Source organism: Microbacterium natoriense, assembly GCF_030816295.1.
Lineage (GTDB): Bacteria > Actinomycetota > Actinomycetes > Actinomycetales > Microbacteriaceae > Microbacterium > Microbacterium natoriense_A.
Window position 1 is genome coordinate 1,323,567 of the sequence record NZ_JAUSXV010000001.1, and the last position, 25,626, is coordinate 1,349,192.

Annotated in this window: 26 protein-coding genes, 1 tRNA gene and 2 pseudogenes; 22 read left to right on the forward strand and 7 right to left on the reverse strand. The window is 70.2% G+C overall.

What is annotated here, in order from left to right:
- Positions 1-6 precede the first annotated feature (6 nt).
- The 13 genes from QFZ53_RS06045 (at position 7) to QFZ53_RS06105 (ending at position 11,093) form a co-directional block, all read left to right on the forward strand.
- A complete protein-coding gene (locus QFZ53_RS06045; RefSeq protein WP_292905926.1) occupies positions 7-693 on the forward strand; it encodes an urease accessory protein UreF in 687 nt (228 codons plus the stop codon).
- Complete coding sequence (gene ureG, locus QFZ53_RS06050; protein ID WP_292905927.1) at positions 686-1,441, forward strand: urease accessory protein UreG; 756 nt, start codon at positions 686-688, stop codon at positions 1,439-1,441. Before QFZ53_RS06045 ends, ureG begins: the two co-directional genes overlap by 8 nt.
- A gap of 18 nt (positions 1,442-1,459) precedes the next feature.
- Positions 1,460-2,209, forward strand: coding sequence for an urease accessory protein UreD (locus tag QFZ53_RS06055; RefSeq protein WP_307294597.1), 750 nt, complete (start codon positions 1,460-1,462; stop codon positions 2,207-2,209).
- Positions 2,190-3,188, forward strand: coding sequence for a HoxN/HupN/NixA family nickel/cobalt transporter (locus QFZ53_RS06060; RefSeq protein ID WP_307294599.1), 999 nt, complete (start codon positions 2,190-2,192; stop codon positions 3,186-3,188). Before QFZ53_RS06055 ends, QFZ53_RS06060 begins: the two co-directional genes overlap by 20 nt.
- A gap of 69 nt (positions 3,189-3,257) precedes the next feature.
- The gene (locus QFZ53_RS06065) at positions 3,258-4,562 is read left to right on the forward strand and encodes an aminotransferase class V-fold PLP-dependent enzyme (RefSeq protein WP_292905933.1); all 1,305 of its coding nucleotides are present in this window, start codon (positions 3,258-3,260) and stop codon (positions 4,560-4,562) included.
- Positions 4,559-4,999: a Fe-S cluster assembly sulfur transfer protein SufU gene (gene sufU / locus QFZ53_RS06070; RefSeq protein WP_292905935.1), complete on the forward strand. Its 441-nt coding sequence runs from the start codon at positions 4,559-4,561 to the stop codon at positions 4,997-4,999. The genes QFZ53_RS06065 and sufU overlap by 4 nt, the downstream gene beginning before the upstream one ends.
- Positions 5,000-5,011: 12 nt before the next feature.
- Positions 5,012-5,950 carry a GNAT family N-acetyltransferase gene (locus QFZ53_RS06075; RefSeq protein WP_307294601.1) on the forward strand — a complete coding sequence of 313 codons (939 nt, stop codon included), beginning with the start codon at positions 5,012-5,014 and terminating at the stop codon, positions 5,948-5,950.
- 57 nt (positions 5,951-6,007) lie between these two features.
- Positions 6,008-6,649 (forward strand): NADPH-dependent F420 reductase, encoded by a 642-nt coding sequence (locus tag QFZ53_RS06080; protein ID WP_307294603.1) that lies wholly within the window; start codon positions 6,008-6,010, stop codon positions 6,647-6,649.
- A 69-nt stretch (positions 6,650-6,718) separates the two neighbouring features.
- A complete protein-coding gene (locus QFZ53_RS06085; RefSeq protein ID WP_292905941.1) occupies positions 6,719-7,375 on the forward strand; it encodes a GntR family transcriptional regulator in 657 nt (218 codons plus the stop codon).
- A 99-nt stretch (positions 7,376-7,474) separates the two neighbouring features.
- Positions 7,475-7,684, forward strand: a complete 210-nt coding sequence (locus tag QFZ53_RS06090) for a heavy-metal-associated domain-containing protein (protein ID WP_292905943.1) — start codon at positions 7,475-7,477, stop codon at positions 7,682-7,684.
- A 9-nt stretch (positions 7,685-7,693) separates the two neighbouring features.
- On the forward strand, positions 7,694-9,925 hold the full coding sequence (locus QFZ53_RS06095) for a heavy metal translocating P-type ATPase (RefSeq protein ID WP_307294607.1): 2,232 nt from the start codon (positions 7,694-7,696) through the stop codon (positions 9,923-9,925).
- Positions 9,926-9,984: 59 nt separating this feature from the next.
- On the forward strand, positions 9,985-10,230 hold the full coding sequence (locus QFZ53_RS06100; protein ID WP_292905947.1) for a hypothetical protein: 246 nt from the start codon (positions 9,985-9,987) through the stop codon (positions 10,228-10,230).
- A gap of 14 nt (positions 10,231-10,244) precedes the next feature.
- Entirely contained in the window at positions 10,245-11,093 is an 849-nt protein-coding gene (locus QFZ53_RS06105) for a hypothetical protein (RefSeq protein ID WP_307294608.1), read from the forward strand.
- Between the two features lies 1 nt (position 11,094).
- Here QFZ53_RS06105 and QFZ53_RS06110 read toward each other — a convergent pair whose 3' ends face one another.
- A complete protein-coding gene (locus QFZ53_RS06110; protein ID WP_307294609.1) occupies positions 11,095-11,934 on the reverse strand; it encodes an SDR family NAD(P)-dependent oxidoreductase in 840 nt (279 codons plus the stop codon).
- Between the two features lie 121 nt (positions 11,935-12,055).
- Between QFZ53_RS06110 and QFZ53_RS06115 the strand changes: the two genes are divergently transcribed.
- Together QFZ53_RS06115 and QFZ53_RS06120 are read left to right on the forward strand one after the other, a co-directional pair.
- Positions 12,056-12,652: an asparagine synthase gene (locus QFZ53_RS06115; RefSeq protein WP_307294611.1), complete on the forward strand. Its 597-nt coding sequence runs from the start codon at positions 12,056-12,058 to the stop codon at positions 12,650-12,652.
- A gap of 64 nt (positions 12,653-12,716) precedes the next feature.
- Positions 12,717-12,789 (forward strand) — tRNA-Arg (locus QFZ53_RS06120).
- A 128-nt stretch (positions 12,790-12,917) separates the two neighbouring features.
- On the opposite strand, the gene QFZ53_RS06125 is transcribed toward QFZ53_RS06120, so the two are convergent.
- On the reverse strand, positions 12,918-13,418 hold the full coding sequence (locus tag QFZ53_RS06125; protein WP_307294613.1) for a hypothetical protein: 501 nt from the start codon (positions 13,416-13,418) through the stop codon (positions 12,918-12,920).
- 64 nt (positions 13,419-13,482) lie between these two features.
- Between QFZ53_RS06125 and QFZ53_RS06130 the strand changes: the two genes are divergently transcribed.
- The gene (locus tag QFZ53_RS06130; protein WP_307294615.1) at positions 13,483-13,617 is read left to right on the forward strand and encodes a hypothetical protein; all 135 of its coding nucleotides are present in this window, start codon (positions 13,483-13,485) and stop codon (positions 13,615-13,617) included.
- Positions 13,618-13,767: 150 nt separating this feature from the next.
- Here the strand turns inward: QFZ53_RS06130 and QFZ53_RS06135 are convergent, their stop codons facing one another.
- Positions 13,768-14,697 carry a LysR family transcriptional regulator gene (locus tag QFZ53_RS06135; RefSeq protein WP_292905955.1) on the reverse strand — a complete coding sequence of 310 codons (930 nt, stop codon included), beginning with the start codon at positions 14,695-14,697 and terminating at the stop codon, positions 13,768-13,770.
- Between the two features lie 71 nt (positions 14,698-14,768).
- Here QFZ53_RS06135 and QFZ53_RS06140 point away from each other — a divergent pair.
- Positions 14,769-16,494: pseudogene (locus QFZ53_RS06140) on the forward strand (L-aspartate oxidase).
- A gap of 71 nt (positions 16,495-16,565) precedes the next feature.
- Here QFZ53_RS06140 and QFZ53_RS06145 read toward each other — a convergent pair.
- The 3 genes from QFZ53_RS06145 to QFZ53_RS06155 all read right to left on the reverse strand — a co-directional run bounded on the left by QFZ53_RS06145 (position 16,566) and on the right by QFZ53_RS06155 (position 18,313).
- Positions 16,566-16,877: a hypothetical protein gene (locus QFZ53_RS06145; protein ID WP_307294619.1), complete on the reverse strand. Its 312-nt coding sequence runs from the start codon at positions 16,875-16,877 to the stop codon at positions 16,566-16,568.
- An 87-nt stretch (positions 16,878-16,964) separates the two neighbouring features.
- Positions 16,965-17,804 carry a sigma-70 family RNA polymerase sigma factor gene (locus tag QFZ53_RS06150; RefSeq protein WP_307294621.1) on the reverse strand — a complete coding sequence of 280 codons (840 nt, stop codon included), beginning with the start codon at positions 17,802-17,804 and terminating at the stop codon, positions 16,965-16,967.
- A 17-nt stretch (positions 17,805-17,821) separates the two neighbouring features.
- On the reverse strand, positions 17,822-18,313 hold the full coding sequence (locus QFZ53_RS06155; protein WP_292905961.1) for a carboxymuconolactone decarboxylase family protein: 492 nt from the start codon (positions 18,311-18,313) through the stop codon (positions 17,822-17,824).
- 97 nt (positions 18,314-18,410) lie between these two features.
- Between QFZ53_RS06155 and QFZ53_RS06160 the strand changes: the two genes are divergently transcribed.
- The 5 genes from QFZ53_RS06160 (at position 18,411) to QFZ53_RS06180 (ending at position 23,031) form a co-directional block, all read left to right on the forward strand.
- On the forward strand, positions 18,411-19,928 hold the full coding sequence (locus QFZ53_RS06160) for an L-serine ammonia-lyase, iron-sulfur-dependent, subunit alpha (protein ID WP_307294624.1): 1,518 nt from the start codon (positions 18,411-18,413) through the stop codon (positions 19,926-19,928).
- A gap of 28 nt (positions 19,929-19,956) precedes the next feature.
- Entirely contained in the window at positions 19,957-20,712 is a 756-nt protein-coding gene (locus tag QFZ53_RS06165) for an AAA family ATPase (protein WP_307294625.1), read from the forward strand.
- A 25-nt stretch (positions 20,713-20,737) separates the two neighbouring features.
- Positions 20,738-21,334: a TetR/AcrR family transcriptional regulator gene (locus QFZ53_RS06170; protein ID WP_307294626.1), complete on the forward strand. Its 597-nt coding sequence runs from the start codon at positions 20,738-20,740 to the stop codon at positions 21,332-21,334.
- Between the two features lie 204 nt (positions 21,335-21,538).
- Positions 21,539-22,300: an ABC transporter ATP-binding protein gene (locus tag QFZ53_RS06175; RefSeq protein WP_307294628.1), complete on the forward strand. Its 762-nt coding sequence runs from the start codon at positions 21,539-21,541 to the stop codon at positions 22,298-22,300.
- On the forward strand, positions 22,297-23,031 hold the full coding sequence (locus tag QFZ53_RS06180) for an ABC transporter permease (protein WP_307294630.1): 735 nt from the start codon (positions 22,297-22,299) through the stop codon (positions 23,029-23,031). The genes QFZ53_RS06175 and QFZ53_RS06180 overlap by 4 nt, the downstream gene beginning before the upstream one ends.
- A 6-nt stretch (positions 23,032-23,037) precedes the next feature.
- On the opposite strand, the pseudogene hrpB reads toward QFZ53_RS06180, so the two are convergent.
- Positions 23,038-25,597 (reverse strand): annotated as a pseudogene (gene hrpB, locus QFZ53_RS06185) (ATP-dependent helicase HrpB).
- Between the last annotated feature and the right edge of the window lie 29 nt (positions 25,598-25,626).

Below are 25,626 nucleotides of genomic sequence, written 5' to 3' on the forward strand. Positions count from 1 at the left end.
GCCGTCATGCTGCCGTACCCGCTGCCCTCGACCAGCATCGCGATGCTGCTGGCCGACGCGCGCCTGCCCTCCGGCGGACACGCCCACTCGGCGGGCGTCGAGCCGGCGCTGCGCGCCGGCATGGATCCGGCTCAGATCCCCGCTCTCCTGCACACCCGGGCATGGACCGGCTCGCTGGTGGATGCCGGCACGGCGGTGGTCGCGCGCCATCTCGCGCTCACGGCCGACGCCGACGCGCTCACCGCCGCGGAGACGGCCTGGGCTGCGCGTACGCCGTCACCTGCGCAACGGGACGCCGCCAGGGTGCTCGGCCGCGGGCTGCTGCGCCTCGGCACGCACCTCTGGCCCGAATCGCACCCCCTCGCCTCGCTCGGACGTCGCCCGACCCCCGCGCCTCGAGCGGTGGTGCTCGGCGTCATCGCCGCGGAGGCGGGCATGGACCCGCTCGACCTGTGCCGAACCGTCGTCTACGACGATGCGGCGAGCGCCGCCGCAGCCGTGCTCAAACTCGAACCGGGTGATCCGGCCGCCGCGAGCGTATGGGTCGCGCACACCTGCGCGGCGGTCGACGACGCGCTCCGGCCGATCTCCGAGCTCACAGACCCCCGCGACATCCCCGTCGCCGGTGCCCCCGAATCCGAGCAGTGGGCCGAGTCCCACGCGCTCCTGACGCAAAGGTTGTTCCGTGCCTGAAACGCATTCTCCCGTCCGCGCCCTCCGACTCGGCGTCGCCGGCCCTGTCGGCACCGGCAAGTCCTCGCTGATCGCGACGCTCTGCCGCGCCCTGAGCGAAGATCTGCGCCTCGGCGTCATCACGAACGACATCTACACCGACGAGGATGCACGCTTCCTCCGTTCCGAGGGAGTGCTCGAGCCGGAACGCATCCGCGCGGTCGAGACCGGCGCATGCCCGCACACCGCGATCCGCGATGACGTCACCGCGAATCTCCTCGCTGCCGAGGACCTCGAGCGCGACTTCGCTCCGCTCGACGTGGTGATCATCGAATCAGGCGGCGACAACCTCACCGCGACGTTCTCACCGGCGCTCGTCGACGCGCAGCTCTTCGTCCTGGATGTCGCCGGAGGCGGCGATGTCGCACGCAAGGGCGGGCCGGGCATCGCCCGCGCCGATCTGCTGGTGGTCAACAAGACCGATCTCGCCCCCTATGTGGGCGTCGACGTCCCGCAGATGGTGGCGGATGCCGAGAGCGCCCGCGAGGGCAGGGCCGTGCTCGCGCTGTCGCGCACGGATGCCTCGGCGATCTCCACGCTCCGCCAGTGGGTGCTCGACATCCTCGCTGCGCACAGGTCGGGGACGCACACGCCGGTCGACCCCGGTCCCATGGCACCGCACAGCCACTCCGACGAGGAGGGCGGCTGGTTCGTGCACACGCACGACGAAGACACGCACACGCACACCCACGCCGACGCCTCGCACTGACCGGGAGCCTGTGCACCCGTGTCCGCCGCCGTCACGACGATCGAGGTCGATGCCGCCGAGCATCGCGCCTCGGTGCGCCTGAGCACCGCGCAGCTCGCTCCGCGCCTGATCTCGCGCTCGTCGCGCGCCGCGAGCGTCGCACTGGTCGCAGCCGGCGCACTGCTCCTCCCCGGAGACCAGGTCGCGATCCGCATCCGTGTGGGAGCCGGGTGCCTGCTGCGGCTGGAGGACATCGGCGGCACGGTGGCGTACGGCGGCCGGCCGGAGCGCTCTCGATGGGTCGCCGACATCGAGCTGGAAGAGGGCGCGGCGCTCGTGTGGGCGGCGAAGCCGCTGATCGTCGCGGACGGCGCAGAGGTGGTGCGCACGACGCGCGCCCGGATCGCCGACAGCGCCGCTCTGCTCATCCGCGAGACCACCGTGCTCGGACGCAGCGGCGAGCGCGGCGGCACGATCCGCTCGCGCACCATGGTGGATCGGGGCCGGCATCCGCTCCTCGCCGAAGGCCTGCACGCTTCGGGCGCGGCACCGCAGCCGGGAGTGCTCGGCGCGCACAGCGTGTTCGACGCCGTCGTCCTCGCCGGAATCCGTCCGGTCGTCCAGACGCCGGGCACGATGATGCTGGAGGGACCGGGAGCGGTCTCGAGGCATCTCGGTTCGCACACCCATGAGAGTCCGCTCGGAGCGCTTTCGCACCGCTGGACCGACGAGCTCGCGGCAGCGTGGGCCGCACGACAGGAGAACACCTATGACCCTGCTCACCGTTGAGAGCACGCCGCGGCTCGCTCGGCCGTCGACCGCGATCGTGCTCGTCGCGGCCCTGCATGTCCTGGGCTGGGGGACTCTTCTGCTCACGGCGGCGGTCGCCGCACCCGACGGCGCCGCGAACGGCCTGCTCGCCACCGGCCTCGCCGCGTACGCGCTCGGGCTGCGGCACGCGTTCGACGCTGATCACATCGCCGCGATCGACAACACGACCCGTCGCCTGCTCGAGCGGGGCCTGCCCGCGCGGAACGTCGGCACCTGGTTCGCCCTCGGTCACTCGACGGTGGTGTTCGGCCTGTCGGTCGTGCTCGCCTGGGGGGCGGCGTCGGTCGCGGGCGCCCTCGCCCAGGACACCTCGCTGCTGCATCAGATCACCGGAGTGTGGGGCCCTTCGATCTCCAGCGCCTTCCTCCTGCTGCTGGCCGCGCTCGGCATCGGCGCTCTCCTCTCCCGTCGCCGCGGCGGGCTTCCGGGCGGACCGGTGTGGCGGGCGCTGTCGAGTCTGGAAGGCACGGTCGATCGCCCGAGCCGGATGTTCGGCGTCGGGCTGCTCTTCGGTCTCGGCTTCGACACGGCCACCGAGATCGGCCTTCTCGCGCTCGCCGGCACCGCCGCGGCGACCGCCCTTCCGTGGTGGCTCGTGCTGGCGCTGCCCGTGATCTTCGCGGCCGGCATGACGGCCCTCGACACCGCGCAGGCCGCCGTCGCACATCGGGCCTACTCCTTCCCCGATCGCGAGCGCCGCACGCTCAGCGGATACGCGACCTGGATGGCTCTGATCTCGGTCTCCGTCGCCGTGGTCGTCGCACTCGTGCAGCTGTCGGGCGTCGCGAGCGAGCTGTGGGGCTGGCAGGGTCCGACCGCCTGGCTGTCCGGGCTCGCGATCGACGATCTGGGGATCTGGCTGACGGCCGCGCTGCTGATCACCTGGTTGAGCCTGCTCGCCGTCACAGCCGTGCGCGCGAGATCCGCGCGCCGCTGAACCGTTCGTCGCGCGGGTCGCCACCGGGCCGGCGACCCGCGTCGGGGCGGCAGGTGAGAAACTGGAACGATGAGCACCATCGAGGCAGACCTGATCGCCCCGCTGACCGATGCCGAGGTGCAGCGGATCCGCGAGGACTTCCCGATCCTCCGCACCGAGGTGAACGGGCATCCGCTCGCATATCTCGACTCCGGGGCCACCTCGCAGCGTCCGCTCGCGGTGCTCGACGCCGAGCGTGCATTCGCGACCGGCATGAACTCCGCCGTGCATCGTGGCGCGCACACCCTGGCCGCCGAGGCGACCGAGCTGTTCGAAGATGCCAGGGCCTCGGTCGCGCGCTTCGTCGGCGCGGACGACGACGAGATCGTCTGGACCTCCAACGCGACCGAAGCCGTCAACCTCGTGGCCTACGCCCTGTCGAACGCCTCTCTGGGCCGCGGCGGCGCGGCATCCGAATCGCTGCGGCTGGGCCCAGGCGACGAGATCGTCACGACCGAGATGGAGCATCACGCGAATCTCATCCCCTGGCAGGAGCTCGCCGCCCGCACCGGGGCGACCCTGAAGGTGATCCCTCTCGACGACCAAGGGGCGCTGCGCCTCGACGCCGCCGCAGAGCTCATCACGGCGCGCACGCGGCTCGTGGCGTTCACGCACGTGTCGAACGTGCTCGGCGTGATCAACCCGGTGGCAGAGCTCGTCGGCCTCGCGCGGAAGGCCGGCGCCCTCGTCCTGCTCGACGCCTGCCAATCGGCTCCGCATCTGCCGCTGGACGTGAAGGCGCTCGACGTCGATTTCGCGGTGCTGTCCGGACACAAGATGCTCGGTCCGACCGGTATCGGCGCACTGTACGGTCGCCGCGCTCTGCTCGAGATCATGCCGCCCTTCCTCACCGGCGGATCGATGATCACCACGGTCACGACGACTACAGCCGAGTACCTCCCGCCGCCGCAGCGCTTCGAAGCCGGCACGCAGCGCGTGTCGCAGGCGATCGCGCTCGCCGCAGCTGTCGACTATCTCACTGCGGTGGGCATGCCGCGCATCGCCGCGCACGAAGCCGCCTTCGGCGCCCGCCTCGTCGATGGGCTCAGCGCGATCGACGGTGTGCGCGTGCTCGGCGCCGGCATCGATCTGCCGCGCGTGGGGCTGGCGAGCTTCGACGTCGACGGCATCCATTCGCACGACCTCGGGCAGTATCTCGACGATCTCGGAATCGCCGTGCGGGTCGGGCACCACTGCGCGCAGCCGCTGCACCGCCGGCTCGGCATCACCTCGTCCACGCGGGCGAGCACCTATCTGTACACGACGGACGCCGAGGTCGATGCCGTCATCGCCGGTGTCGCCGGTGCGATCGACTTCTTCCGGAGGGGCGCATGAGCGATCTGCAGAATCTGTACCAGGAGCTCGTGCTCGATCACTCGCGCACCCCGCACGGCTTCGGTCTGCGCGACGAGATCCGCGCGCAGTCGCATCAGCTGAATCCGACCTGCGGCGACGAGGTGACGGTGCAGGTGCATCGCGCCGCCGACGGCACCGTCGAGGCGATCGCCTGGGAAGGGCACGGATGCGCGATCTCGCAGGCATCCGCTTCGATGCTCGCCGATCTCGCCGAGGGGCTCACGGTCGAGGACCTCGAGGCTCGCATCGCATCGTTCCGCGAGGCCATGCGCTCTCGCGGCAGGATCCAGCCCGACGAGGAGCTGCTCGGGGATGCCGCGGCCCTCGGAGGCGTGTCCAAGTACGTCGCGCGGGTGAAGTGCGCCATGCTCGCGTGGGTGGCCGCGGAGGACGCCCTGGCCAAGAGCACCGTCTGAAAGGGGCGCCCGATGACCGTCCAGCTGAAGCCCTTGCCGGCCGACCGCTTCGACGCCTGGCGCGAAGACGTCAAGCAGCGCCTCGTCGTCCGCAGCCAGGAGTCCGGCATGCGGGTCGGAGCCGATGCGATCGACTTCGCCGAGACCTTCCTGCACGAGCTTCTGCCGCAGGGGTACGCGACGACGACCACGAGCGTCTTCACGATCGTCGACGGCTCCTCCGAGCTCGGCACGATCTGGCTGGGTGTCAGCGCGGGCAGGGTCTACGTCATCGACCTCGGGATCGCCGCTGCGACGACGGCCGAGCAGCGCGAGGGGCTGTTCTCGGCCCTGCGGCGCGTCGCCGACGAAGCCGAGGTGGCGAGGATCAGCGTCGCGCTGTTCCCGCAGGATGCCGAGGGGCACGCCCTCATCGGCGACCGCGGCTTCTCGATCGCGTCGATCCAGATGGTGCTCGAGCCGCTGCCGGTTCGAGAGCTCACACCGCTCGTCGAGGTCGTGCCGATGACCGACGAGCGGTTCCAGAGCTTCGTCGAGCACTCGGAAGCCGCTTTCGCCGATGACCTCGTCGCGTCCGGCAGATACGCGCGGGAAGACGCGGCGGCCGAGTCGCGTCGGCAGATGAGGCTCGAGCTGCCGCAGGGCCTCGCGACCCCGGGGCAGGAGCTGTTCACCGCATCCGTCGACGGCGCCGAAGTCGGCTACCTCTGGCTCGGGATGCGCCGCAGAGACGGACGGCCGCATGCGTTCGTCCTCGATATCGAGGTCGCCGAGGACCAGCGCCGACTCGGCTACGGCCGGGCGCTCATGCACGCCGCGGAGCGCGAAGCGCGACGGCTGGGCGCTGATTCCCTCGGGCTGCACGTGTTCGGCTTCAACACCGGCGCGATCGAGTTGTACGAGTCGCTCGGGTACCGCCGGGTCGAGGAGACCTTCCTGCTCGACCTCTGATCCGCGTCATGCGGCGTCATCGAGGAATAGGCGCCGGAGCGCACGGTTTCCCCTTGCATGACAACTCTCGGAATCATCGGTGCAGGACACATCGGCTCTCAGATCGCCCGCGTGGCGGTGGCGAACGGCTACGACGTCGTGATCGCCAACTCCCGCGGACCGCAGACGCTCACTGACCTCGTGGAGGAGCTCGGTCCGCGCGCGAAGGCCGGTACGCCCGAAGAGGCCGGGACCGCAGGCGACGTGATCGTCGTGACGGTCCCGCTGCGCGCGATCGATCAGATCCCGGTCGAGCCGCTCGCCGGCAAGATCGTGCTCGACACCAACAACTACTACTTCGAGCGCGATGGGCACATCGAGGCGCTCGACCGCGGCGAGACCACCACTTCGCAGCTGCTGCAGCAGCATCTGCCGACGTCGAAGGTTGCGAAGGCGTTCAATCACATCGGTGCTGCGGACATCACGACCGACGGCGCTCCCGCCGGCGCCGCCGACCGACGCGCGCTGGCGACCTCCGGTGACGCCCCAGAAGCGGTGGAGTTCGTCACCCGGTTCTACGACCAGGCGGGCTTCGACACCGTCGACATCGGGCCCCTCAGTGAATCGTGGCGAGTCGAGCGCGATCGTCCGGCATACGTCGTCCGACAGAACGCGGCCGAGCTGAAGGCGAATCTCGCGATCGCGAACCGGCTGCCGTGACGCCGTAACATATCCGCCTGGTTGGGATACCAGATTGCCGGGGCTTCCGCATGATGAGAGAATCCGTTCATGGGGGATGCGGGGGCAACCGGTGAGCTGGAGTCTGTGCGGGTGGCGAGCGTGCTGCGCGACGACATCATCCTCGGTCGTCGGCTGCCGGGCTCCCGGCTGGTCGAGCGCGACATCGCGGCGGAGCTGAACGTCTCGCGACTGCCGGTGCGCGAAGCCATCCGCACGCTCGTCGCCGAGGGCGTCGTGGTCGCTCGCCCCCGCACGTGGGCCGTCGTGCGGGAGTTCACCCCGCAGGACATCCACGACTTCGGCGAAGTCCGCGCGTCGGTCGAGACCCTGATCTTCATGCTCGCCGCCGAGCGTCACGACGACGCCGGGCTCGCCCGCATGCGAGACGCCTGCGATCGCGAACTCGCCGCGGCATACGCCGGTGACACCGAGACCGCGCGTCTTGCGGCAGGTCACTTCCACGAGATCGCGGCTCAGCTCGCCGGCAACGCGATGCTCGCGGAACTGATCGGCGTCTTCGTCACGCGCCTGCGGTGGCTGTTCGGGCAGCACGACGACCTGATCGCGATGGCGCAGGAGCACCGCGAGATCCTCGACGCGTTCGCTGCGCGCGACATCGAGACGCTCGGACGCATCGTGCCCGCTCATCTGGCGAGCGGGCAACAGGCGGCGCAACGCCGTCTCGCGAGCGATTACGCGATCTGAACTTTGCGGGAATAGCGCGAACGGGCGTATCGTTGTCGATAGGCAGATACCCCCTGGGGGTATCCCTCCGAAGGTCGGAGCGAGCCGAGAGGAACAACCATGAACACCACCGCCTACGCCGTCACCGGGATGACCTGCGGACACTGCGAAGGATCCGTCCGCAGCGAGGTCGCGAAGATCGACGGGGTGACCGGCATCGAGGTCAGCGCCGCATCGGGGAGCCTCGTCGTCACCTCCGAGTCCGCGCTGGACGATTCCGCCGTGCTGGCCGCTGTCGACGAGGCCGGCTACCGCGCCGTCCGCGCCTGAGGCCCGGCCATGGCAGGCGCAGGAGCGACGTACGATCTCGAGATCGGCGGCATGACGTGCGCGTCGTGCGCGTCGCGCATCGAGAAGAGACTCAACCGCATCGACGGGGTCACGGCATCCGTCAACTACGCGACGGAGAAGGCGCACGTCGAGGCCGACTCCGGCATCGACGTCGACGACCTCATCTCCGAGGTCGTGCGCACCGGCTACACCGCGTCTCTTCCGCGGACGGAAGAGGATGTCGAGTCCGACGGCGACTACCGGCTCCTGCGCCTGCGCCTGATCGTGGCGGCGGCCCTCGCCGTCCCGGTCATCCTGCTCTCCATGATCGAGCCGCTGCAGTTCTCCGGCTGGCAGTGGGCCTCGCTCGTGCTCGCCACCCCGGTCGTCACGTGGGCGGCCTGGCCGTTCCACCGGGCCGCCTGGCTGAACGCCCGGCATCGTGCGGTCACGATGGACACGCTGATCTCGGTCGGTGTCACGGCCGCATACCTCTGGTCGCTGTACGCGCTGTTCTTCGGAACCGCGGGCATGTGGGGCATGACGCACCCGTTCCGCTTCACGATCGAGCGCGGTGACGGTCTCGGCAGCATCTACCTCGAGGTCGCGGCAGGAGTGACAATGTTCCTGCTGCTCGGGCGTTTCCTCGAGCATCGGTCCAAGCGCCGGGCCGGAGCCGCCCTGCGGGCCCTCGGTGAACTGGGAGCCAAGGACGTCGCGATCCTGCGCGACGGGGTGGAGCAGCGGATGCCGCTGGCCGAACTGCTCGTCGGCGACGTCTTCGTCGTCCGCCCCGGGGAGAAGATCGCGACCGACGGCGTCGTGCTCGACGGCACATCCGCGATCGACGCCTCGATGCTCACCGGTGAGTCCGTGCCCGTCGAGGTCGCCGCAGGCGACGCCGTGACCGGCGCCACCGTGAACGTCGGCGGTCGTCTGCTGGTCACGGCCACGCGCGTGGGCGCCGACACGCAGCTCGCGCGTATGGCGCAGCTGGTCGAGGAGGCGCAGTCCGGCAAAGCAGAGGCGCAGCGACTGGCCGATCGGCTGTCGGCGGTGTTCGTGCCCATCGTCTTCGCGATCGCCGCCGTGACGCTCGCGGCCTGGCTGATCGCCGGGGGCGGGGCGGCTGCGGCGTTCACGGCCGCGGTCGCGGTGCTGATCATCGCCTGCCCCTGTGCTCTCGGCCTCGCGACGCCCATGGCGCTCCTCGTCGGTACCGGGCGGGGAGCTCAGCTCGGGGTGCTCATCAAAGGCCCGGAGGTGCTCGAGTCGACGCGCCGCGTCGACACGATCGTGCTCGACAAGACCGGCACGGTCACCAGCGGGCGGATGACCCTGCTCGACGTGATCCCCGCGGAGGGACAGGATCCCCAGGAGGTGCTGCGGCTCGCGGCAGCGGTCGAAGAGGCATCCGAGCATCCGATCGCGCAGGCGATCGTGCGCGCCGCCACCGAGCGACTGGGCGAGATCCCCGAGGTCTCGGACTTCCAGAACGTGCAGGGCCGGGGCGTCACGGGCGTCGTCGACGCGCACGCCGTGATCGCCGGGCGGCCGGCTCTGCTCGCCGACTGGGCGCTGCATCTCTCACCCGAGCTCACGGCTGCGTTCGAGCACGCCGAATCCGAGGCCCGCACGGCGATCGCCGTCGCGTGGGACGGCGAGGTGCGCGGCGTGCTCGTGGTGGCCGACCAGATCAAGCCCAGCAGCGCAGACGCGATCGCCGCCCTGCGCGGTCTCGGACTCACCCCGGTGCTCCTCACCGGAGACAACGAGCAGGCGGCGCGCCAGGTGGCGGCGGCGGTCGGCATCGACCAGGTGCGCGCCGGCGTCCTCCCAGAGGGCAAGGTCGCCGAGATCACGGCCCTGCAGCAGCAGGGTCGAGTCGTCGCCATGGTCGGAGACGGAGTCAACGACGCCGCAGCTCTCGCGCAGTCGGACCTGGGCGTCGCGATGGGCACCGGGACGGATGCCGCGATCGAAGCCTCCGACCTGACCCTGGTCCGCGGCGATCTCTGGGGCGCGGTCGACGCGATCCGCCTCGCACGACGCACTCTCGGAACGATCAGGGGCAACCTGTTCTGGGCGCTCGCCTACAACGTCGCCGCCCTTCCGCTGGCGGCGCTCGGACTGCTCAACCCGATGCTCGCCGGAGCGGCGATGGCATTCTCCAGCGTGTTCGTCGTGCTGAACAGCCTGCGCCTGCGGCGGTTCCGCAGCGCAGCACCCGGCATGTCGTAGACCGCTCGGCGGTATGGTGTCCCCAGGGGGTCAGGTAGTCGTTCGTTCTGGGGAGCGATATGCGGGTCATCGCAGTGATCGTGGGTGCTCTGCTGCTCGTCGGCGGAGGGGCTCTCATCGTCGTCGCCGATCAGCAGCGCGTCGCCGCGCTCGAGGCGGCGAGAGCTGCCGTCGAAGAGACCCGGCAGGAGCTCGAGGAGCTCGAGTCGGCGAACTCGGAACTCGACGAGGCCCTGAGCGCTCTGCGCTCGCAGATCGCCGAGCAGGAGAAGCAGCTCGCCGACACGACGGGCCTTCTGCCGTGAGGCGACTGCTGGTCGTGACCGCTGCCCTGGCCGTCGTCCTCGCCGCCGGCGTCGTCGAGCGCGCGCATTCCCTCGACGAGGAGCGGGCCGCGATGATCGCCGAGCTGCGCACGGTCTCGACCGCCGCTGACGAGGCCGCCCAGCGCGGCGACTATCTGCGAGGTGCGATCGACATCGCCGAGCAGGATGTGGCCGATCGCGCCGCCGTGCTCGCGGTCCGCCCGGCGTTCGTCGCCGGGATCGCGGCACTCACGGCCGCGTTCGACAGAGCAGCGGGCAAGGTAGACACGACGGCGGATCGAGCATCCGCTCTCTCCGCCCAGCAAGCCGTGCTCGCCGAGCGGGTCGACCCCGTCGTCGTCACCAACGCGACGGCCACGATCCACGCGATGACCGCGAAGATCGACGGAGACATCTCGACCTGGCAGGCCGTGCAGCAGGCCCGACGCGGCCCGGGAGGTCCGGCATGGTCGTCGAGCGGGCCCGACGGCTACGCACGCGTGCGCGCCGCGCTCGACCACGTGGGCGGCAGCGGCGTCGGGCTGTACGAGTCGGCATCGTGCGCGGGAGGCAGCGCCGCCGCGTGCGCCAACAGCAACGGATACATCAAGTACCGCGCCGACATCGTCACCTGGAATGCGGATCGGCTGAACTGGGCGATGGCCCACGAGCTCGCGCACATCTACCAGTTCCAGGTGTGGGGCGCCCTGACCTCCTCGGCGGCGTATCAGTCGATGTTCGGCGGCGACCCCGAGTTCCTCGCGAACTGCATGGCCGTGGTGCGCGGGTTCCCCGGATCCGTCGGCTGCAGCGGCGACCAGCAGGCGTGGGCGTCCGGCATCTGGGTCGGCGCGGTGCAGTGAGTCAGTCCGCGGGCGTGGTCGTGTCGATCGCCTCGCGCAGAGGTCGGCGCATGATCCGCCAGTAGCCGACGGGGGAGAGCCGGGTCAGCACGTCGACGAGCCGCGCCTCGCGCCCGACCATCGTCCGCGCCTGCCTGCGGCGCGTCGCCTGAACGATGCGGGCCGCGGCGGCGGCAGGCTCCGTGTGGTACATCGCCGCTTGCGCGGCGGCGGCACGCGCGGCGACGGCCGGATCGATCGCCGCCGCGTACCGTCCGTGCAGGATGATCCCGGTACGGACGCCCGCCGGATACACCGCGCCGACCGTGACGGAGGTGCCCTCGAGCTCGTGGCGGAGGGCTTCGGAGAAGCCGCGCACGGCGAACTTGCTGAGTGCGTAGGGGATGCGCCCGGCGGGGGCCGCCAGGGCGTAGACGCTGGCGAGGTGCGTGATGTGCGCGGCCGGCGCCCTCTTCAGTGCAGGGAGCAGGGCCTTCGTGATCGAGACGGTGCCCCACAGGTTCACGTCGACGAGCCAGCGCATCTCCTCCATCGTGAGCTGCTCGATGTCGCCCAGCATCGATGAACCGGCGCACGTGATGAGGGCGTTGATCTGCGGGTGGGCGGCCGAGATGTCGGCGGATGCCGCGAAGACGGCGTCGTCATCGCGCAGGTCGACGACGTGAGTCGTGACGGTGGTGCCGGTCAGGCCTGCAGCGACGGACGAGAGTGCTTGCGAGTCGTGGTCGACCAGCGCGAGGTGAGCGCCCTGTGCCGCGAGCAGTCGTGCGATCTCGGCGCCCATGCCGTTCGCGGCGCCGGTGATGACGGTCGTGCGTCCGGTGAGGTCGAGCGGTGTCACGGCATCCTCCTCCCCGCGCCGTCTCTGGTGCGCGGCGACGTGGACCCGAACCGGATCCCGATCCATTGTGACCTGCCGGAGCGTCGGGGGGAACCGGTACTCTCGTTCAGAGGAGGTAGCGGTGGGACGAACTGCGGATGCCATCGCCGAGGGCGTCGCGATCGCGACTTCTGCCGCGCGCCTCGCCGTGAAGAATCACATCCTCGTCGGCACGATCGCCGAGGGTGGAGTCTTCGACACCGAGAAGTACATCGACGACACGCGCGAGGCGCTTCGGGCGATGGCCGAAGAGGCCGAGCAGTCCGAGAAGGCTCTGGCCGAGTTGCGCAAGCGGGCGCGCGGGCGGCACTCCGATCCTGTGGGCACGCACGACTATCGAGATCGCGACGTGCGCAACCTCAAGCGACGCGCGAGGCAGTCGCATGGCGTCGCCGCGAAACTGCGCGAGATGATGGACGACCGCGAAGAACTCGGGGTCATCGTCGAAGAGGCGCGTCAGGCCGCCTGGGCCGACGTCAGGCACAATCTCGACCGCCGGCTCCGGGTCGAGGGCATGCGACCCGACCAGGATCCCGATTACGATCGCATGCGCGAGGCGCGGATGCAGGCGCTGCGTCTGGTCGATCTGCAGGCGCTGTCGTCCGAGCAGAGGGCCAAGGCGAAGCGACGCAAGAAGCAGGAGAAAGAGGCCGAGAAGTCGTCTGCGAAGGGCACCTGAGGCGTCGTTTCGCTTTCTCGTAGAGACTGTTGTAGGCTGTTCCACGGCCCGCTGAGCAGGCCGGGCGCCACTAGCTCAATGGATAGAGCATCTGACTACGGATCAGAAGGTTAGGGGTTCGAGTCCCTTGTGGCGCACAGGTTCTTCGGAACCGGCAGAACTGTGTTGAGACAGTATTGAAGATCCCCGTCGCGGAAGCGGCGGGGATTTTCGTTTGTCGGATGCTGGGCGGCAGGGGAGCAAACGTCCCCGACGGGGCTCGGGCTCACATCGCCGGCTCGGGAACCGATTCCTCTTCGACGAACGTGATGCCGACGCCATCGAAGGCGATCCTCTCCGCGGCGTCCTCCATGAACGCCGCCCAGGCATCGTCGTCCGGGGAGCTCGAAGCGTGGACGACGTCAGGGAGTGCGGGGCCACGGAAGACTAGGGAATCGATTCCGATCTCCACAGAGGTCGAAACGCGCGCGTCGTCGGGAAAGAGGCTGTGAAGCTCAGCGGCTGCGAGCATCATCTCGGACTGGGTGTTCCGCGCGGATACGACGGTGACGGACGAGCCCGTCTCGGCCGCGATGGCCTTGATGCCCGATTCGAGCCAGGACGGTACGGTTCCGACCCACGGTACGACGATCGCGGTAGCGCCCGATTCATCGACGGAAATGTTCGGATTCGCGCCGAGGCGGTTCATCCCATCATTCTGGGAGATCAATTGCATTACCGACCCGTGGACATTTAGAGATGGCGGGACGGAGCGGTTCGTCGTCACGGCAGACGCCGTCACGCGCGTGAGTGGAGGGTTGGTCGACGTCGCGAGAGGAATGGTTGTCAGCATGATCGATCCGACGACAGCGACCGACACCGCGGCAGTGGACGCGATGATCGACGTTCTGCGTCTGATCCGCCCGATCGCGTTCATCGTCCCCTCCTCGGGAAGCGCGGATGCTGCACGCCTGCCGATCCGATGACCGACGTGCGCGCGCAGCGAGGTGTTGCGGAGAGTCTAAGCGAAAGTGTCGGATGTGCGTCCGTCGCGTGCTGTGTCTCTTCTGCGAATGCCAGCTGCGACCCGCTCGACGGGTTTCGACCGATGAGACTTAGGGGCGACCCGGTCCGCGCTATCGCAGGTTCGTGATCGCCGGGTCCCTCCGGGCGACTTCGGCCGCCGTCGACACGATCGCACGCCGCATCTCGGCGACGGCGAGAGCGGGCGTCACGTCGGAGCGATGCGCCAGGCTGATCGTGCGGGTCATCGACGGGTGGGCGAGACGCGCCGAGCGCAGTTCGGGGCGATCCAGCAGCACCATCGCGGGGACGACCGCCACGCCGACGCCGCGTTCGGCGAAGCGGAGCACGGCATCCATCTCCGCCCCCTCGAGCACGATCGTCGGCGTCAGGCCTGCCGCGCGGAACGCGGCATCCGTCGTCGCTCGCAGCGAGTAACTGTCGTCGAAGGCGATCAGCGGAAGCGTGGCGAGGAGCTCGAGGGAGATCACCTCGTCGGTCGTCAGCGCGGGCGCCGAAGCGGATGACACGACCACGAGCTCCTCGGCGAGGAGGGGCGTGCGGGTCAGGCTGACGCCGGAGACGGGCTGCGCGTCGGACTCGGTGATGAGGGCGATGTCGACGGCGCCCACCGCGAGCTGCTCGACGAGCAGGCGCGAGCCGCTCTCGGTGAGGTGCAGATCGACAGCGGGATGCCGGGCGCGGAAAGCGCTGAGAGCTTCGGCGACCAGGCTGATGCACAGGGTGGGCGGAGCGCCGAGGCGCACGCGCCCGCGGCGGAGGCCGGCGAGCTCGCCCATCTCCTCGCGGATCGATTCGGCCTCGGCCAGCATCCGCTGCGCGCGGGGAAGCAGGGTCTCGCCGGCGGCGGTGAGCGAGATGTTGCCCCGTGCCCGCTGGAACAGCTCCGCCCCGAGCTCGCGCTCGAGGGTGGAGATCTGCCGGCTCAGCGAGGGCTGGGCGAGATGCAGGCTCTCGGAGGCACGGGTGAAGTGCCCCAGACGGGCCACTTCCACGAAGCTGCGCAGCTGCTCGAGATTCATGTTCAGAGTGTATCGAGACAAGCGAAACTATGCATTGGAGTTATCGCGGAGAGGTTCTTAGCGTGGACAGCATGAACGAACGTCAGATCTCCACCACCGTCCTCGTCATCGGAACGGGCGGATCAGGGCTGCGAGCGGCGATCGAGGTCGCCGAGCACGGCATCGACGTCGTCGCCGTCGGCAAGCGCCCGCGGGGCGACGCACACACCTCGCTCGCCGCAGGCGGCATCAACGCCGCGCTCGGCACGATGGACGCCGACGACAGCTGGCAGCAGCACGCCGCCGACACCATCAAGGAGAGCTATCTGCTCGCAAACCCGCACACGGTCGAGATCGTCACGCAGGGTGCGGAACGCGGCATCCGGGATCTCGAGCGCTGGGGCATGGACTTCGCCCGCGAAGACGACGGACGCATCTCGCAGCGATTCTTCGGCGCGCACACCTTCCGCCGAACCGCCTTCGCCGGCGACTACACGGGACTCGAGATCCAGCGCACGCTCGTGCGCCGCGCCGAAGAGCTCGACGTGCCGATCCTCGACGGCATCTACATCACGCGCCTGCTCGTGCGCGACAACATCGTGTTCGGCGCCTACGGGTTCGATCAGGCAGACGGCACACGCTATCTGATCCACGCGGATGCCGTGATCCTCGCAGCGGGCGGTCACAACCGCATCTGGCGCCGCACCTCCTCCCGACGAGACGAGAACACCGGCGACTCGTTCCGGCTGGCCGTCGAGGCGGGAGCGCGGCTGCGAGACCCCGAACTCGTGCAGTTCCATCCGTCCGGCATCATCGAGCCCGAGAACGCGGCGGGCACTCTCATCTCCGAGGCCGCGCGTGGCGAAGGCGGGTTCCTCACCAACGCCCTCGGCGAGCGGTTCATGGCGAAGTACGATCCCGAGCGCATGGAGTTGTCTACCCGTGACCGCGTCGCGCTCGCGGCGTACACCGAGATCGCCGAGGGCCGCGGAACCGAGAACGGCGGAGTGTGGCTCGACGTCTCGCACCTGCCGCGCGAGACGATCATGACCCGGCTGCCGCGCGTCTACCAGACGATGATGGAGCTGCAGATGCTCGACATCACGACCGACCCGATCGAGATCGCGCCCACCGCGCATTACTCGATGGGCGGAGTGTGGGTGCGTCCGGAGGACCACCGCACCGACGTCGAGGGGCTGTACGCGATCGGCGAGGCATCCAGCGGACTGCACGGCGCCAATCGCCTCGGCGGCAACTCGCTCATCGACGCTCCTCGTCTACGGACGCCTGGTCGGCCAGGCCGCAATGGCGCATGCCGCGGGTCTCGATGCGCAGCGCCGGTCAGCGGATGCCGTGGCCGCGGCCCGCGCCGAGATCGACGACCTGCTGGCCGCCGACGGGCGCGAGAACGTGCGCGCTCTGCAGCGGGCGATCCGCAACACCATGACCGCGCACGCCGGCGTCGTCCGCTCAGAAGAGGGCCTTCGCACCGGCCTCGCCGAGCTCGACCTCATCGAGGGTCGCATGGAGGACATCGGCATCCACCCCGACATCGCCGGTTACCAGGATCTCGCGCACGCTTTCGATCTGAAAGCGTCGGCGCTCGCTGCCCGGGCCACGCTGGAGGCTGCGAGGGAGAGGCGCGAGACGCGCGGATGCCACAACCGCAGCGACTTCCCCGACACCGATCCCACGCTGCAGGTGAACCTGGTCTGGTCGCCGACCACGGGCGTCACGCGAGAGGAGATCCCGCCCATCCCCGCCGAGATCGCCGAGCTCATGCGCGAGGTCGACACGGCGGGAAAGCTCGTCGAGTAGCCGACTGGCCCCTCCAGTCGCAGTTCGTGCCGCTTCGCCATCGACCAAGCGGCACGAACTGCGACCGGAACTCATTCCCCTGTGTCGGACTCCGGGGCGTCGATCACGCCGATGCCGACGGCCCGGTGATCGGGCTCGGCGTCATCGGGAGCCGGCGCCTTCGGCTCCTCCTCCGGCTCCTTCTCGGTGCTCGGTTCCTCGAGCTCCTCGTTGCTCGGAACCTGCGCGGGGTCGGCATCCTCCGGCGACTCCGCCTGCTCCGGCTTCTCGGCGGTGCCCTGGGTGAACTCGCCGGCGTCGGCTCCCGAAGACGGGGAAGGGGTGGGCGTCTGGGTTTCGGGGTCGCGGCCGGCCGGATCCTGCGCGGGTGTGCTGTTCGTCATGATGGTGCCTTTCGCCTGGGTCGATGCGATCAGCATGCCGCCTCGACCGCGCGCGAGGCAGGGGGTTGACGGAGCCCGATTCAGGCATCAGCCGATCTCGCGGGTCTCCATCGCGACGATCGTGTCGCCTTCCGAGGTCACGAACAGCAGCGACACCGGCATCCCGTCCTCGATCGCGACCACCGCGAAGCCGTCGCCGAGCTCGACGACGTCGAAGTCGAAGCCCTTCGCGTAGCGGTGGTACGCGGCCGCGCTCGATGCGACCTTCTCCGCACCCCGGAGGATGCGGACGCCGTCGGCCCCCAGATCCTGCCGGAACTCGACGTCGGGGTGCAGGAGGGCGAGGAGTCCGGCGAAGTCGCCGTCCTTCGCCGCCGCGAGGAACGCGTCGACCACGCGCCTGCGCTGCTCGCGAGTCGCCGCCTGCAGCTGATCCTCCGGCGCCGCGCCGCGTACGCGGTCGCGCGCGCGGCTCGCGAGCTTGCGGGCGGCAGGCGCGGTGCGATCCACGAGCGGCGCGACCTCATCGAAGGACAGGCCGAACACGTCGTGCAGCACGTAGGCGAGGCGTTCGTCGGGGCTCAGCTGCTCGAGCACGAGCATGAGCGCATACCCGACGCGGTCGGCGCTCTCGGCATGCACGACCGGATCGTCGCCGTCGGGAGCCCGCTCCGCGTCGGGGATGACATCGAGTGGGCTCTCGCGGCGTCGTGTGCGCGAGCGCAGCTGGTCGAGGCAGATCCGGCTGACGACCCGCGTCAGCCAGGCGCGCAGATCGTCGGCGTCCGGCGTCGCCCGCGCGACCCGGAGCCAGGCCTCCTGCACGGCATCCTCGGCATCGGCGTGGGAACCGAGCATGCGATACGCCACGGCGGTGAGGTAGCGCCGGTGGCTCTCGAAGTCCTCGGCCAGCGGTGTCGACTGCATGCTCGGCAACCTACCCGTCAGAACGATCCGGCTGGCTGCCGGATCGCCGCGTTCAGACGATTCCAGACGTTGATGGCGCCGATCTCGAAGAGCAGTCCCGAGAGCTGCTTGCGGTCGAAATGGGTCGACAGCTCGGTCCAGAGCTCGTCCGATACGGGGTCGTGGTTGTCCGCGAGACGTGTGAGCACCTCGGTGAGCTCGAGGGCGGCACGCTCGGCCGCGGTGAAGTACGGAGCGTCGCGCCACGCGGCGACGGCGTGCAGCCGCTCGGGTGCGGCGCCGTCCTCGACGATCTGACGCGAGTGGTCGACGACGCACCAGCTGCAGCCGTTGATCTGGCTCGCCCGCAGTGAGACGAGGTGCAGGATCTCCTCGGGAACGCCTGCGGCCTGGGCTGCGCGGTTGACGCCGCTGATCGCGTCGATGCCGCCTTCGAGCAGGAACGCCGGGTGCGGCATCCGCGCCTTGTGGGTGACGACCTCGGACGATGCGGTGGTGGTGATGGTCATTTCGGTTCTCCTTCGTCGATGGTTCTGAAGAGGAGACGAACGAGGCAGCGGATGTGTGACCGATCCGGCGAGATCACTTCGGACGTAAGCTGGAGGAGTGACTGCGTACGTCTCGGCCTTCGACTTCTTCTCCATCGGAGTGGGGCCCTCGAGCTCCCACACGGTCGGGCCGATGCGGGCCGCACTCGACTTCATCCGACGCCTGTCCGCGACCGGCGGCATCGACCGCGTCGCGCGGGTCGGCAGCACCCTGTACGGATCGCTCGGCGCCACGGGCATCGGGCATGGGACGCCGGATGCCGTGGTCGCCGGACTCCGCGGGCTGTCACCCGAGACCTGCGACCCCGCCCAGGTGCGCGCGGCATGGACGGACTTCCCCGAGGGGGCGACTCTCGACCTGAACGGCACGCACAGCATCCGCTTCGCGAAGGACGACATCGACTTCGCGCCGCGCACCCGGCTGCCCGGCCACCCGAACGCGATGACGCTCACGGCGTGGGACGCCGACGGTGCGATCGTCGTGGTCGACACGTACTACTCGATCGGCGGCGGCTTCATCCGCCGTGACGGCGAGGAGGCGACGCTCTCGACGGGCGGGCTGCCGTACTCCTATGCGGATGCCGCATCGATGCTCGCGCTGTGCGACGAGCACGGGATCACGATCGCCGAACTCGCCAAGCGCAACGAGATCGCGATGCGCAGCGAGCAGGAGGTCGCGGCCGGGCTCGACGCGATCTGGGACGCGATGTCCAGCTGCGTCGAGGCGGGGCTGTCCGCAGAGGGCGTCCTCCCGGGGATGCTCAAGGTCAAGCGGCGCGCGGGCGTGATCCGCGCCCAGCTAGAGGAGACGGAAGCCGACGGGCATCGGGAGCTGCCGGGCGAATGGCTGGGCGCCTTCGCGCTCGCCGTCAACGAGGAGAACGCCGCGGGCGGCAGGGTCGTCACGGCGCCGACGAACGGGGCGGCCGGCATCCTGCCCGCCGTCGCCATGTACTGGTGGCGCTTCCTCGCCGACTCCGGTCTCGGGGCTGGCAACGCGGTCACGCCGTACGGCGAGCTGGTCGGCAGCGCGCTGCTCGGCTTCGGGGCGGAGGCCTCGCTCGTCGCGGTCGGGGCTGGGTCCCTGAGCCTGTCGAAGGGCGAAGACCCGGTCGCCGTCGCCGAGGCGAACCGCCGCCGCGGCATCCGCCGGTTCCTGCTCACCGCGACCGCTCTGGGGTCGCTGTTCAAGGCGAACGCCTCGATCTCGGGAGCCGAGGGCGGCTGCCAGGCTGAGGTCGGCTCGGCGTGCGCCATGGCGGCGGGCGGACTGACCGCGGTCATGGGCGGCACGAATCGGCAGATCGAGAACGCCGCAGAGATCGCCATGGAGCATCATCTCGGCCTCACGTGCGACCCGATCGGTGGGCTCGTGCAGATCCCGTGCATCGAGCGCAACGCGATCGCGGCCTCGACCGCCGTGACAGCGGCACGCCTCGCGCTGCGCGGAGACGGCAGCCACTACGTGTCGCTCGACGCGGTCGTCGAGACCATGCGCCAGACCGGGCTGGACATGTCGACGAAGTACAAGGAGACCAGCGAGGGCGGCCTCGCGGTCAACGTCATCGAGTGCTGACGTCTGCGGCTCGGGTTAGCGTCGGATCATGGAGTCGATCTGGAAGTCCGGGAGTCGCCGGCGACGCGAGCAGCCCGTCGTGGCGGTGCGCCCGAACGACGATGCGCCGACGCCGAGCAGCGCGTGGCCGACCAGCATTCCCGCTGTCGCTCAGGTCCTTCGAGAGGGCATCGACCTCTCGCCCGGTGTGACGTTCCTCGTGGGCGAGAACGGCAGCGGCAAATCGACCATCGTCGAGGGCGTCGCGATCGCCTACGGTCTCTCGCCCGAGGGCGGCTCGCGGCAGGCGATGCACAGCACCCGCCCGACCGAGTCGCCGCTGTCCGACTGGATCCGCCTGCAGCGCGGGGTCGGAGCGAGCAGGTGGGGTTTCTTCCTGCGGGCCGAGACGATGCACTCGTTCTACACGTACCTGGAGGAGAATCCGTCGACGCGCGGACCCGACATCGCGTTCCACGAGATGAGTCACGGCGAGTCGTTCCTCGCCATGCTGGGAAGCCGGTTCGACGATCCGGGCTTCTACTGCCTCGACGAGCCCGAGGCCGCGCTCTCGTTCCAGTCGACGCTCGCGCTCATCGCGGTGCTGCAGCGGATCGCCGACGACGGAGGGCAGGTGCTGTGCGCGACGCACTCGCCGGTGCTTGCAGCTCTTCCCGGTGCGCGGATCCTCGAGATCGGGGATTGGGGCATCCGGCCGACACGATGGGAGGGTCTCGAGCTCGTGAGTCATTGGCGCTCGTTCCTCGACTCTCCCGAGCGGTATCTGCGCCACCTCCTCGGCTGACGGCGGCGTGGGTAGGCTGTCGGGCATGACCGAACAGGCCGCGCCGCGGCGCCGCGGACGACCGCGAGGAGGCTCCGATTCGCGCGAGCGCATCATCGCGGCAGCGGTCGACGAGTTCGGTGAGCAGGGCTACGAGGCGTCGACCATCCGGGCCATCGCGACTCGCGCTGGCGTCGACTCGGCACTCGTCCACCATTACTTCGGCACGAAGGCCGACCTGTTCGCGGAGGCCGTGGGCATCCCGATGCGGCCGGACGTCGACGTGCCCGGCATTCTCGACGGACCCCGAGACGAGGTCGGAGAGCGCCTCGTCCGCTACGTGCTGGAGTCGTTCGAGCAGCCCGAGGTGCGGCGGCGCGGCGTGATGCTCATGCGCACGGCGATCGGCAGCCGGCTCACCACCCCGCTGCTGGCGGGTTTCCTGTCGCGGGAGCTGATCGGCCGCATCGCGAAGCGGCTTGCCGTCGATGACGCCGAGCTGCGGGCCACGCTCGTCGCCTCTCAGATCGCCGGGATGCTCCTCACCCGGTACGTGCTGAAGCTCGGGCCGATCGCCGCGGCGACGGTCGACGAGCTCGTCACCCGCGTCGGGCCGACGGTGCAGCGCTACCTCTTCGACTGAGGCGGATGCCGCGGCGGGCTCCGTTCGTTCGCCGTTCCGGCGTGCGAAAAGTCGGACCCGCGGCCTGACACGCCGTCCGCGGCTGCCTGCCTCCGGCGTGTCGCCCCGGAACTCCGACTTTTCGCACGTCGGGGAGGGCGCCGACCGCACCCGTGCGCCGACCCGCCCTTGTGCACGCCGACGCGCAGGCGCATAATTCATCACATGATGAATAAAGCGGCGGTGGAGATCTCGCAGCTGCGGGTGCGACGCGGACGGACGCAGGTGTTCGACGGCATCGACCTTGCGATCCCGCGCGGTGAGATCACCGGCCTGCTCGGGCCCTCGGGGTGCGGCAAGACGACGCTCATACGCTCGATCGTCGGCGTGCAGAAGATCTCGGGGGGCACCGTGACCGTGCTCGGAGAGCCGGGCGGAAGCAGGCCCCTCCGCCAGCGGGTCGCGTACGGCACGCAGGGAGCCGCGACGTACGGCGACCTCACGGTGCGGCAGAACCTCGCGTACTTCGCGCGTCTGCTGAAGGCTCCGCGCAGCGACGTGGACCGGGTGATCGACGAGGTCGGGCTGCGCGAGCAGGCCGGGCAACTGGTCGAGTCGCTCAGCGGAGGACAGTCGACGCGGGTGTCGCTGGCGATGGCGCTGATCGGTACGCCGGAGGTGATCGTGCTCGACGAGCCGACCGTCGGACTCGATCCCGTGCTGCGCGCCGAGCTGTGGGGCCTGTTCCGCCGCCTCGCCGATCGGGGAGTGACGATGGTGGTCTCGAGCCACGTGATGGACGAGGCGCTGCGCTGCGACCGTCTGCTGCTGATGCGCGACGGGCGGATCATCGCCGACACCACACCTCGGGCGCTGCTCGACGACACCGGTACGAGGGATCCGGAGGCCGCGTTCCTCGCCCTGATCGAGAGGGATCGCCAGGCGCACGGGGTGACTCGTCGCACGCGACGGGAGGCGTCGGAATGAACGGACGACGGATGCTGGCCACCGCGGGCCGCGTGCTCGAGCAGCTTCGCCACGACCCCCGCTCGATCGCGCTGATGCTCGTCGCTCCGAGCCTGCTCGTGGGGCTGTTCGCCTGGCTGTTCAGCGATCAGGACGGCGTGTTCGACCGCTTCGGCGGGGCGATCCTCGCGCTGTTCCCCTTCATCGTGATGTTCCTCATCACCTCGATCACGACGCTCCGCGAGCGACGCTCCGGCACTCTCGAGCGGCTCATGACGACACCGGTCGGCAAAGCCGACTTCATCCTCGGCTACGCTCTCGCGTTCGGGCTGATGGCGCTGCTGCAGGCCGTGATCACGGTGTCGTTCGCGGTGGGCGTGTGCGGTCTCGACGTCGAAGGGCCGCTCTGGCAGCTCGGCCTGGTGGCCGTCGTCGACGCGCTGCTCGGCACCGCGCTGGGCCTGCTCGCGAGCGCTTTCGCGCAGACGGAGTTCCAGGCGGTGCAGTTCATGCCGCTGCTGGTGTTTCCGCAGATCATCCTCGGCGGGCTCTTCATGCCGCGCGATCAGATGCCCGACGTGCTGTACGCGATCTCCGACTGGCTGCCGCTGAGCTACGCGATCGACGCGATCGGCGCAGTGACGGCGGCGGATGAGGAATGGGACCTGTACGGCCCGCTGCTCGTGGTGGTCGCGTTCGCGGTCGGCGCGCTGGTGCTCGCCTCGCTCACGCTGAGACGACGCACGCGGTAGCCCGGATCATCGTTGCGGGCGGCGAGTGGTGTGGCGCGTGGGCGGCGTCTGCCAGGGGTCTTCCGGCCACGGATGCTTCGGATAGCGGCCACGCATCTCGGCGCGGACCTGCGTGTAGGGACCGGACCAGAACGACGCGAGGTCGCTGGTGACGGCGAGAGGACGCCCGGCAGGCGAGAGCAGGTGGAAGAGCACGGGAACGCGGCCGCCGGCCAGGCGGGGCGTCTCGGCCCAGCCGAAGCACTCCTGCAGCTTTACGGCGACGACGGGTTGCGCCGTCGGGTCGTCGACCGGCGGGTAGGTGATGCGGACCCGCGATCCGCTGGGCACCTCGAGGCGCTCCGGCGCCAGGGTGTCGAGATCGGATGCCGCGGGCCATGGCAGCAGCCGGCGCAGAGCCGGGGTGAGATCGATGCGCCCAGCCCTGGTACCCGTCGCGAGGGTGCCGAGTTCCGGGCCGAGCCAGTCGTCGAGGCCGTCGAGCAGGGCCGCGTCGGAGACGTCCGGCCAGGGAGCACCGACCGCGTGGTGCAGCAGACCCAGTCGGCGGCGCAGACCGTCTGCGGCATCCGACCAGGTGAACACGTCGAGACCGCGATCACGGATCGCTCTGCGCACCGCGTCGTGGCCGTCTTCCGCGGTCACGCGTACGGGAACGGAGGAGCGCACGATCGAACCGACTCGGCGCTCGCGCCGGGCGACGACGCGGTCGCCGACGAACTCCGCTTCGACGCGGTCTGTGAGCAGATGACCGGCGGCCTGCTCCATCTGGCTCTCCGAGATGACGGCGGCCGAGCGGATCACGGCTCCCGTGCCTGCGGCCAGACGACCGGCGGCCCTGGCCACCTCGGCGACGGCGAGCCATTCGGTGTCTGCCAGAGGCGCGGACACCCCGGCCCTGGTGCCCGATGCGAGCAGGAACGTCGCGCCGTCCGCTGATCGCTCGACCCGGTGGGCGACCCGCTCGGGGAACGCGAGAGCCACGACGACCCCGGCGTCGTCGAGGCTGGGGCGGCGCGCTGCCGGCGTCTCCGGCGGGGCGTAGCGCAGAAGCCGGTCGACCTCGCGGGTCCAGCGCTGCGCATCGGGTCCGCGACGGCCGCGCATGCCCGCTATCGCACTCGCGACGTCGGCCTCGGCGATGCGGATGTCGCCGCTGAGCAGCGCGACGACCTCGGCTGCGAGTCGGGCGCCGACGATCGGTGCGCCGTCACGCAACGCACGGGCGAGGCGGGGATCTGCCGGGATGCGGGCGAGATCACGGCCGGCAGGTGTCGCTCGGCCTTCTGCATCGATCGCGCCGAGGGCGCGCAGCACGGCGAGCGCCTCGCGCAGGCTGTCGGCGGGTGGCGGGTCGATCATCCGCAGACCAACCCCTCCGGGCGTTCCCCAGCAGGCCAGCAGGAGGGCGGCATCGGCGAGGTCGGTCGTGACGATCTCCGGCGCGGGTCTGGCCGGGGCTGCGGCATACGTGCGCTCGTCGATGCAGCGGATCACCGTGCCCGGCCCCTGACGCGTGGCGCGCCCCGCGCGCTGCACCGCGGACGAGCGCGGCGAGCCCGTCGTGATCAGGCCGCTCATGCCGCGAGCGGCGTCGCGCTGCGGATGCCGTGAGAGGCAGCTGTCGACGACGATACGGACGCCGGGGACCGTGAGCGACGATTCGGCGAGAGACGTGGTCACGATGATGCGCGGCGGTTGACCGCTGTCGCGGCCTCTGATGACGGCATCCTGCTCGGTGGCCGGGATCTGGCCGTGCAGTTCACGGACGTCGAACTCGGCCGCGTCCTGACGGATGAGGCGGGCGATCTCGGAGACTTCGCGGGCACCGGGGGCGAACACCAGGACGTCGGCGGATGGGATGTCGCGGGTGAGCTCGCGCCCGGCGGATGCCGCGGTGCGGGCAACGTGGTCCGAGGAAAGCCCGGGTGACGCCCCGCTCGTCGAGGCGCGGCGACGCACTCGGGGCCCACAGCTCGGTGAGGGTGTGCGCGGGGACGGCGTGCGAGACGATCGGGGCCGGCGACCCGTCGCTGCCGATCACCGCGGCGATGCGGTCGGCGTCGATGGTCGCCGACATCGCGACGAGCACGAGGTCGTCGCGCAGCTGGCGGGTCTCGCCGAGCAGCCCGACGAGCAGGTCGGTCTCGAGCGCCCGTTCATGCACTTCGTCGATGACGACCGCATCGATGCCGTCGAGGCCGGGATCGTCGAGCATCCGTCGCAGGAGCACGCCGGCGGTGACGAACTCGATCCGCGTCGATGTCGACACCTGGCGCTCGCCGCGGACCGTGAATCCGACCCTGGCTCCAAGCGCGGATCCGTCGAGCTGCGCGAGGCGGCGGGCGGCGGCGCGTGCGGCCACACGGCGCGGCTGCGTGACGATCACGCGGCCGGGGGATCGCGATGCGAGCAGCGGCGGCACGAGGGTGGTCTTGCCGGTGCCGGGCGGCGCGCTCACGACGACGGATGAGCTCTGCTCGAGCGCGCCCCGCAGCTCGTCGAGCGCGGCGGCGAAGGCGAGCCCGTCGCCGATCCTCGTCAGGTCGAAGCCGGTGGCCGTCATCCGTCGGGCCTCGTGCGTACGCGGATCCG

Bases quoted from the DNA above. Each gene is read 5' to 3' on its own strand.
- QFZ53_RS06080 (WP_307294603.1), top strand. From the start codon at position 6,008: ATGACAACTCTCGGAATCATCGGTGCAGGACACATCGGCTCTCAGATC.
- QFZ53_RS06095 (WP_307294607.1), top strand. From the start codon at position 7,694: ATGGCAGGCGCAGGAGCGACGTACGATCTCGAGATCGGCGGCATGACG.
- sufU (WP_292905935.1), top strand. From the start codon at position 4,559: ATGAGCGATCTGCAGAATCTGTACCAGGAGCTCGTGCTCGATCACTCG.
- QFZ53_RS06165 (WP_307294625.1), top strand. From the start codon at position 19,957: ATGGAGTCGATCTGGAAGTCCGGGAGTCGCCGGCGACGCGAGCAGCCC.
- QFZ53_RS06100 (WP_292905947.1), top strand. From the start codon at position 9,985: ATGCGGGTCATCGCAGTGATCGTGGGTGCTCTGCTGCTCGTCGGCGGA.
- QFZ53_RS06170 (WP_307294626.1), top strand. From the start codon at position 20,738: ATGACCGAACAGGCCGCGCCGCGGCGCCGCGGACGACCGCGAGGAGGC.
- QFZ53_RS06150 (WP_307294621.1), bottom strand. From the start codon at position 17,804: ATGCAGTCGACACCGCTGGCCGAGGACTTCGAGAGCCACCGGCGCTAC.
- QFZ53_RS06135 (WP_292905955.1), bottom strand. From the start codon at position 14,697: ATGAATCTCGAGCAGCTGCGCAGCTTCGTGGAAGTGGCCCGTCTGGGG.
- QFZ53_RS06065 (WP_292905933.1), top strand. From the start codon at position 3,258: ATGAGCACCATCGAGGCAGACCTGATCGCCCCGCTGACCGATGCCGAG.
- QFZ53_RS06145 (WP_307294619.1), bottom strand. From the start codon at position 16,877: ATGACGAACAGCACACCCGCGCAGGATCCGGCCGGCCGCGACCCCGAA.
- QFZ53_RS06090 (WP_292905943.1), top strand. From the start codon at position 7,475: ATGAACACCACCGCCTACGCCGTCACCGGGATGACCTGCGGACACTGC.
- QFZ53_RS06180 (WP_307294630.1), top strand. From the start codon at position 22,297: ATGAACGGACGACGGATGCTGGCCACCGCGGGCCGCGTGCTCGAGCAG.
- QFZ53_RS06130 (WP_307294615.1), top strand. From the start codon at position 13,483: ATGATCGATCCGACGACAGCGACCGACACCGCGGCAGTGGACGCGATG.
- QFZ53_RS06085 (WP_292905941.1), top strand. From the start codon at position 6,719: ATGGGGGATGCGGGGGCAACCGGTGAGCTGGAGTCTGTGCGGGTGGCG.
- QFZ53_RS06075 (WP_307294601.1), top strand. From the start codon at position 5,012: ATGACCGTCCAGCTGAAGCCCTTGCCGGCCGACCGCTTCGACGCCTGG.
- QFZ53_RS06045 (WP_292905926.1), top strand. From the start codon at position 7: ATGCTGCCGTACCCGCTGCCCTCGACCAGCATCGCGATGCTGCTGGCC.
- QFZ53_RS06060 (WP_307294599.1), top strand. From the start codon at position 2,190: ATGACCCTGCTCACCGTTGAGAGCACGCCGCGGCTCGCTCGGCCGTCG.
- QFZ53_RS06175 (WP_307294628.1), top strand. From the start codon at position 21,539: ATGATGAATAAAGCGGCGGTGGAGATCTCGCAGCTGCGGGTGCGACGC.
- QFZ53_RS06155 (WP_292905961.1), bottom strand. From the start codon at position 18,313: ATGACCATCACCACCACCGCATCGTCCGAGGTCGTCACCCACAAGGCG.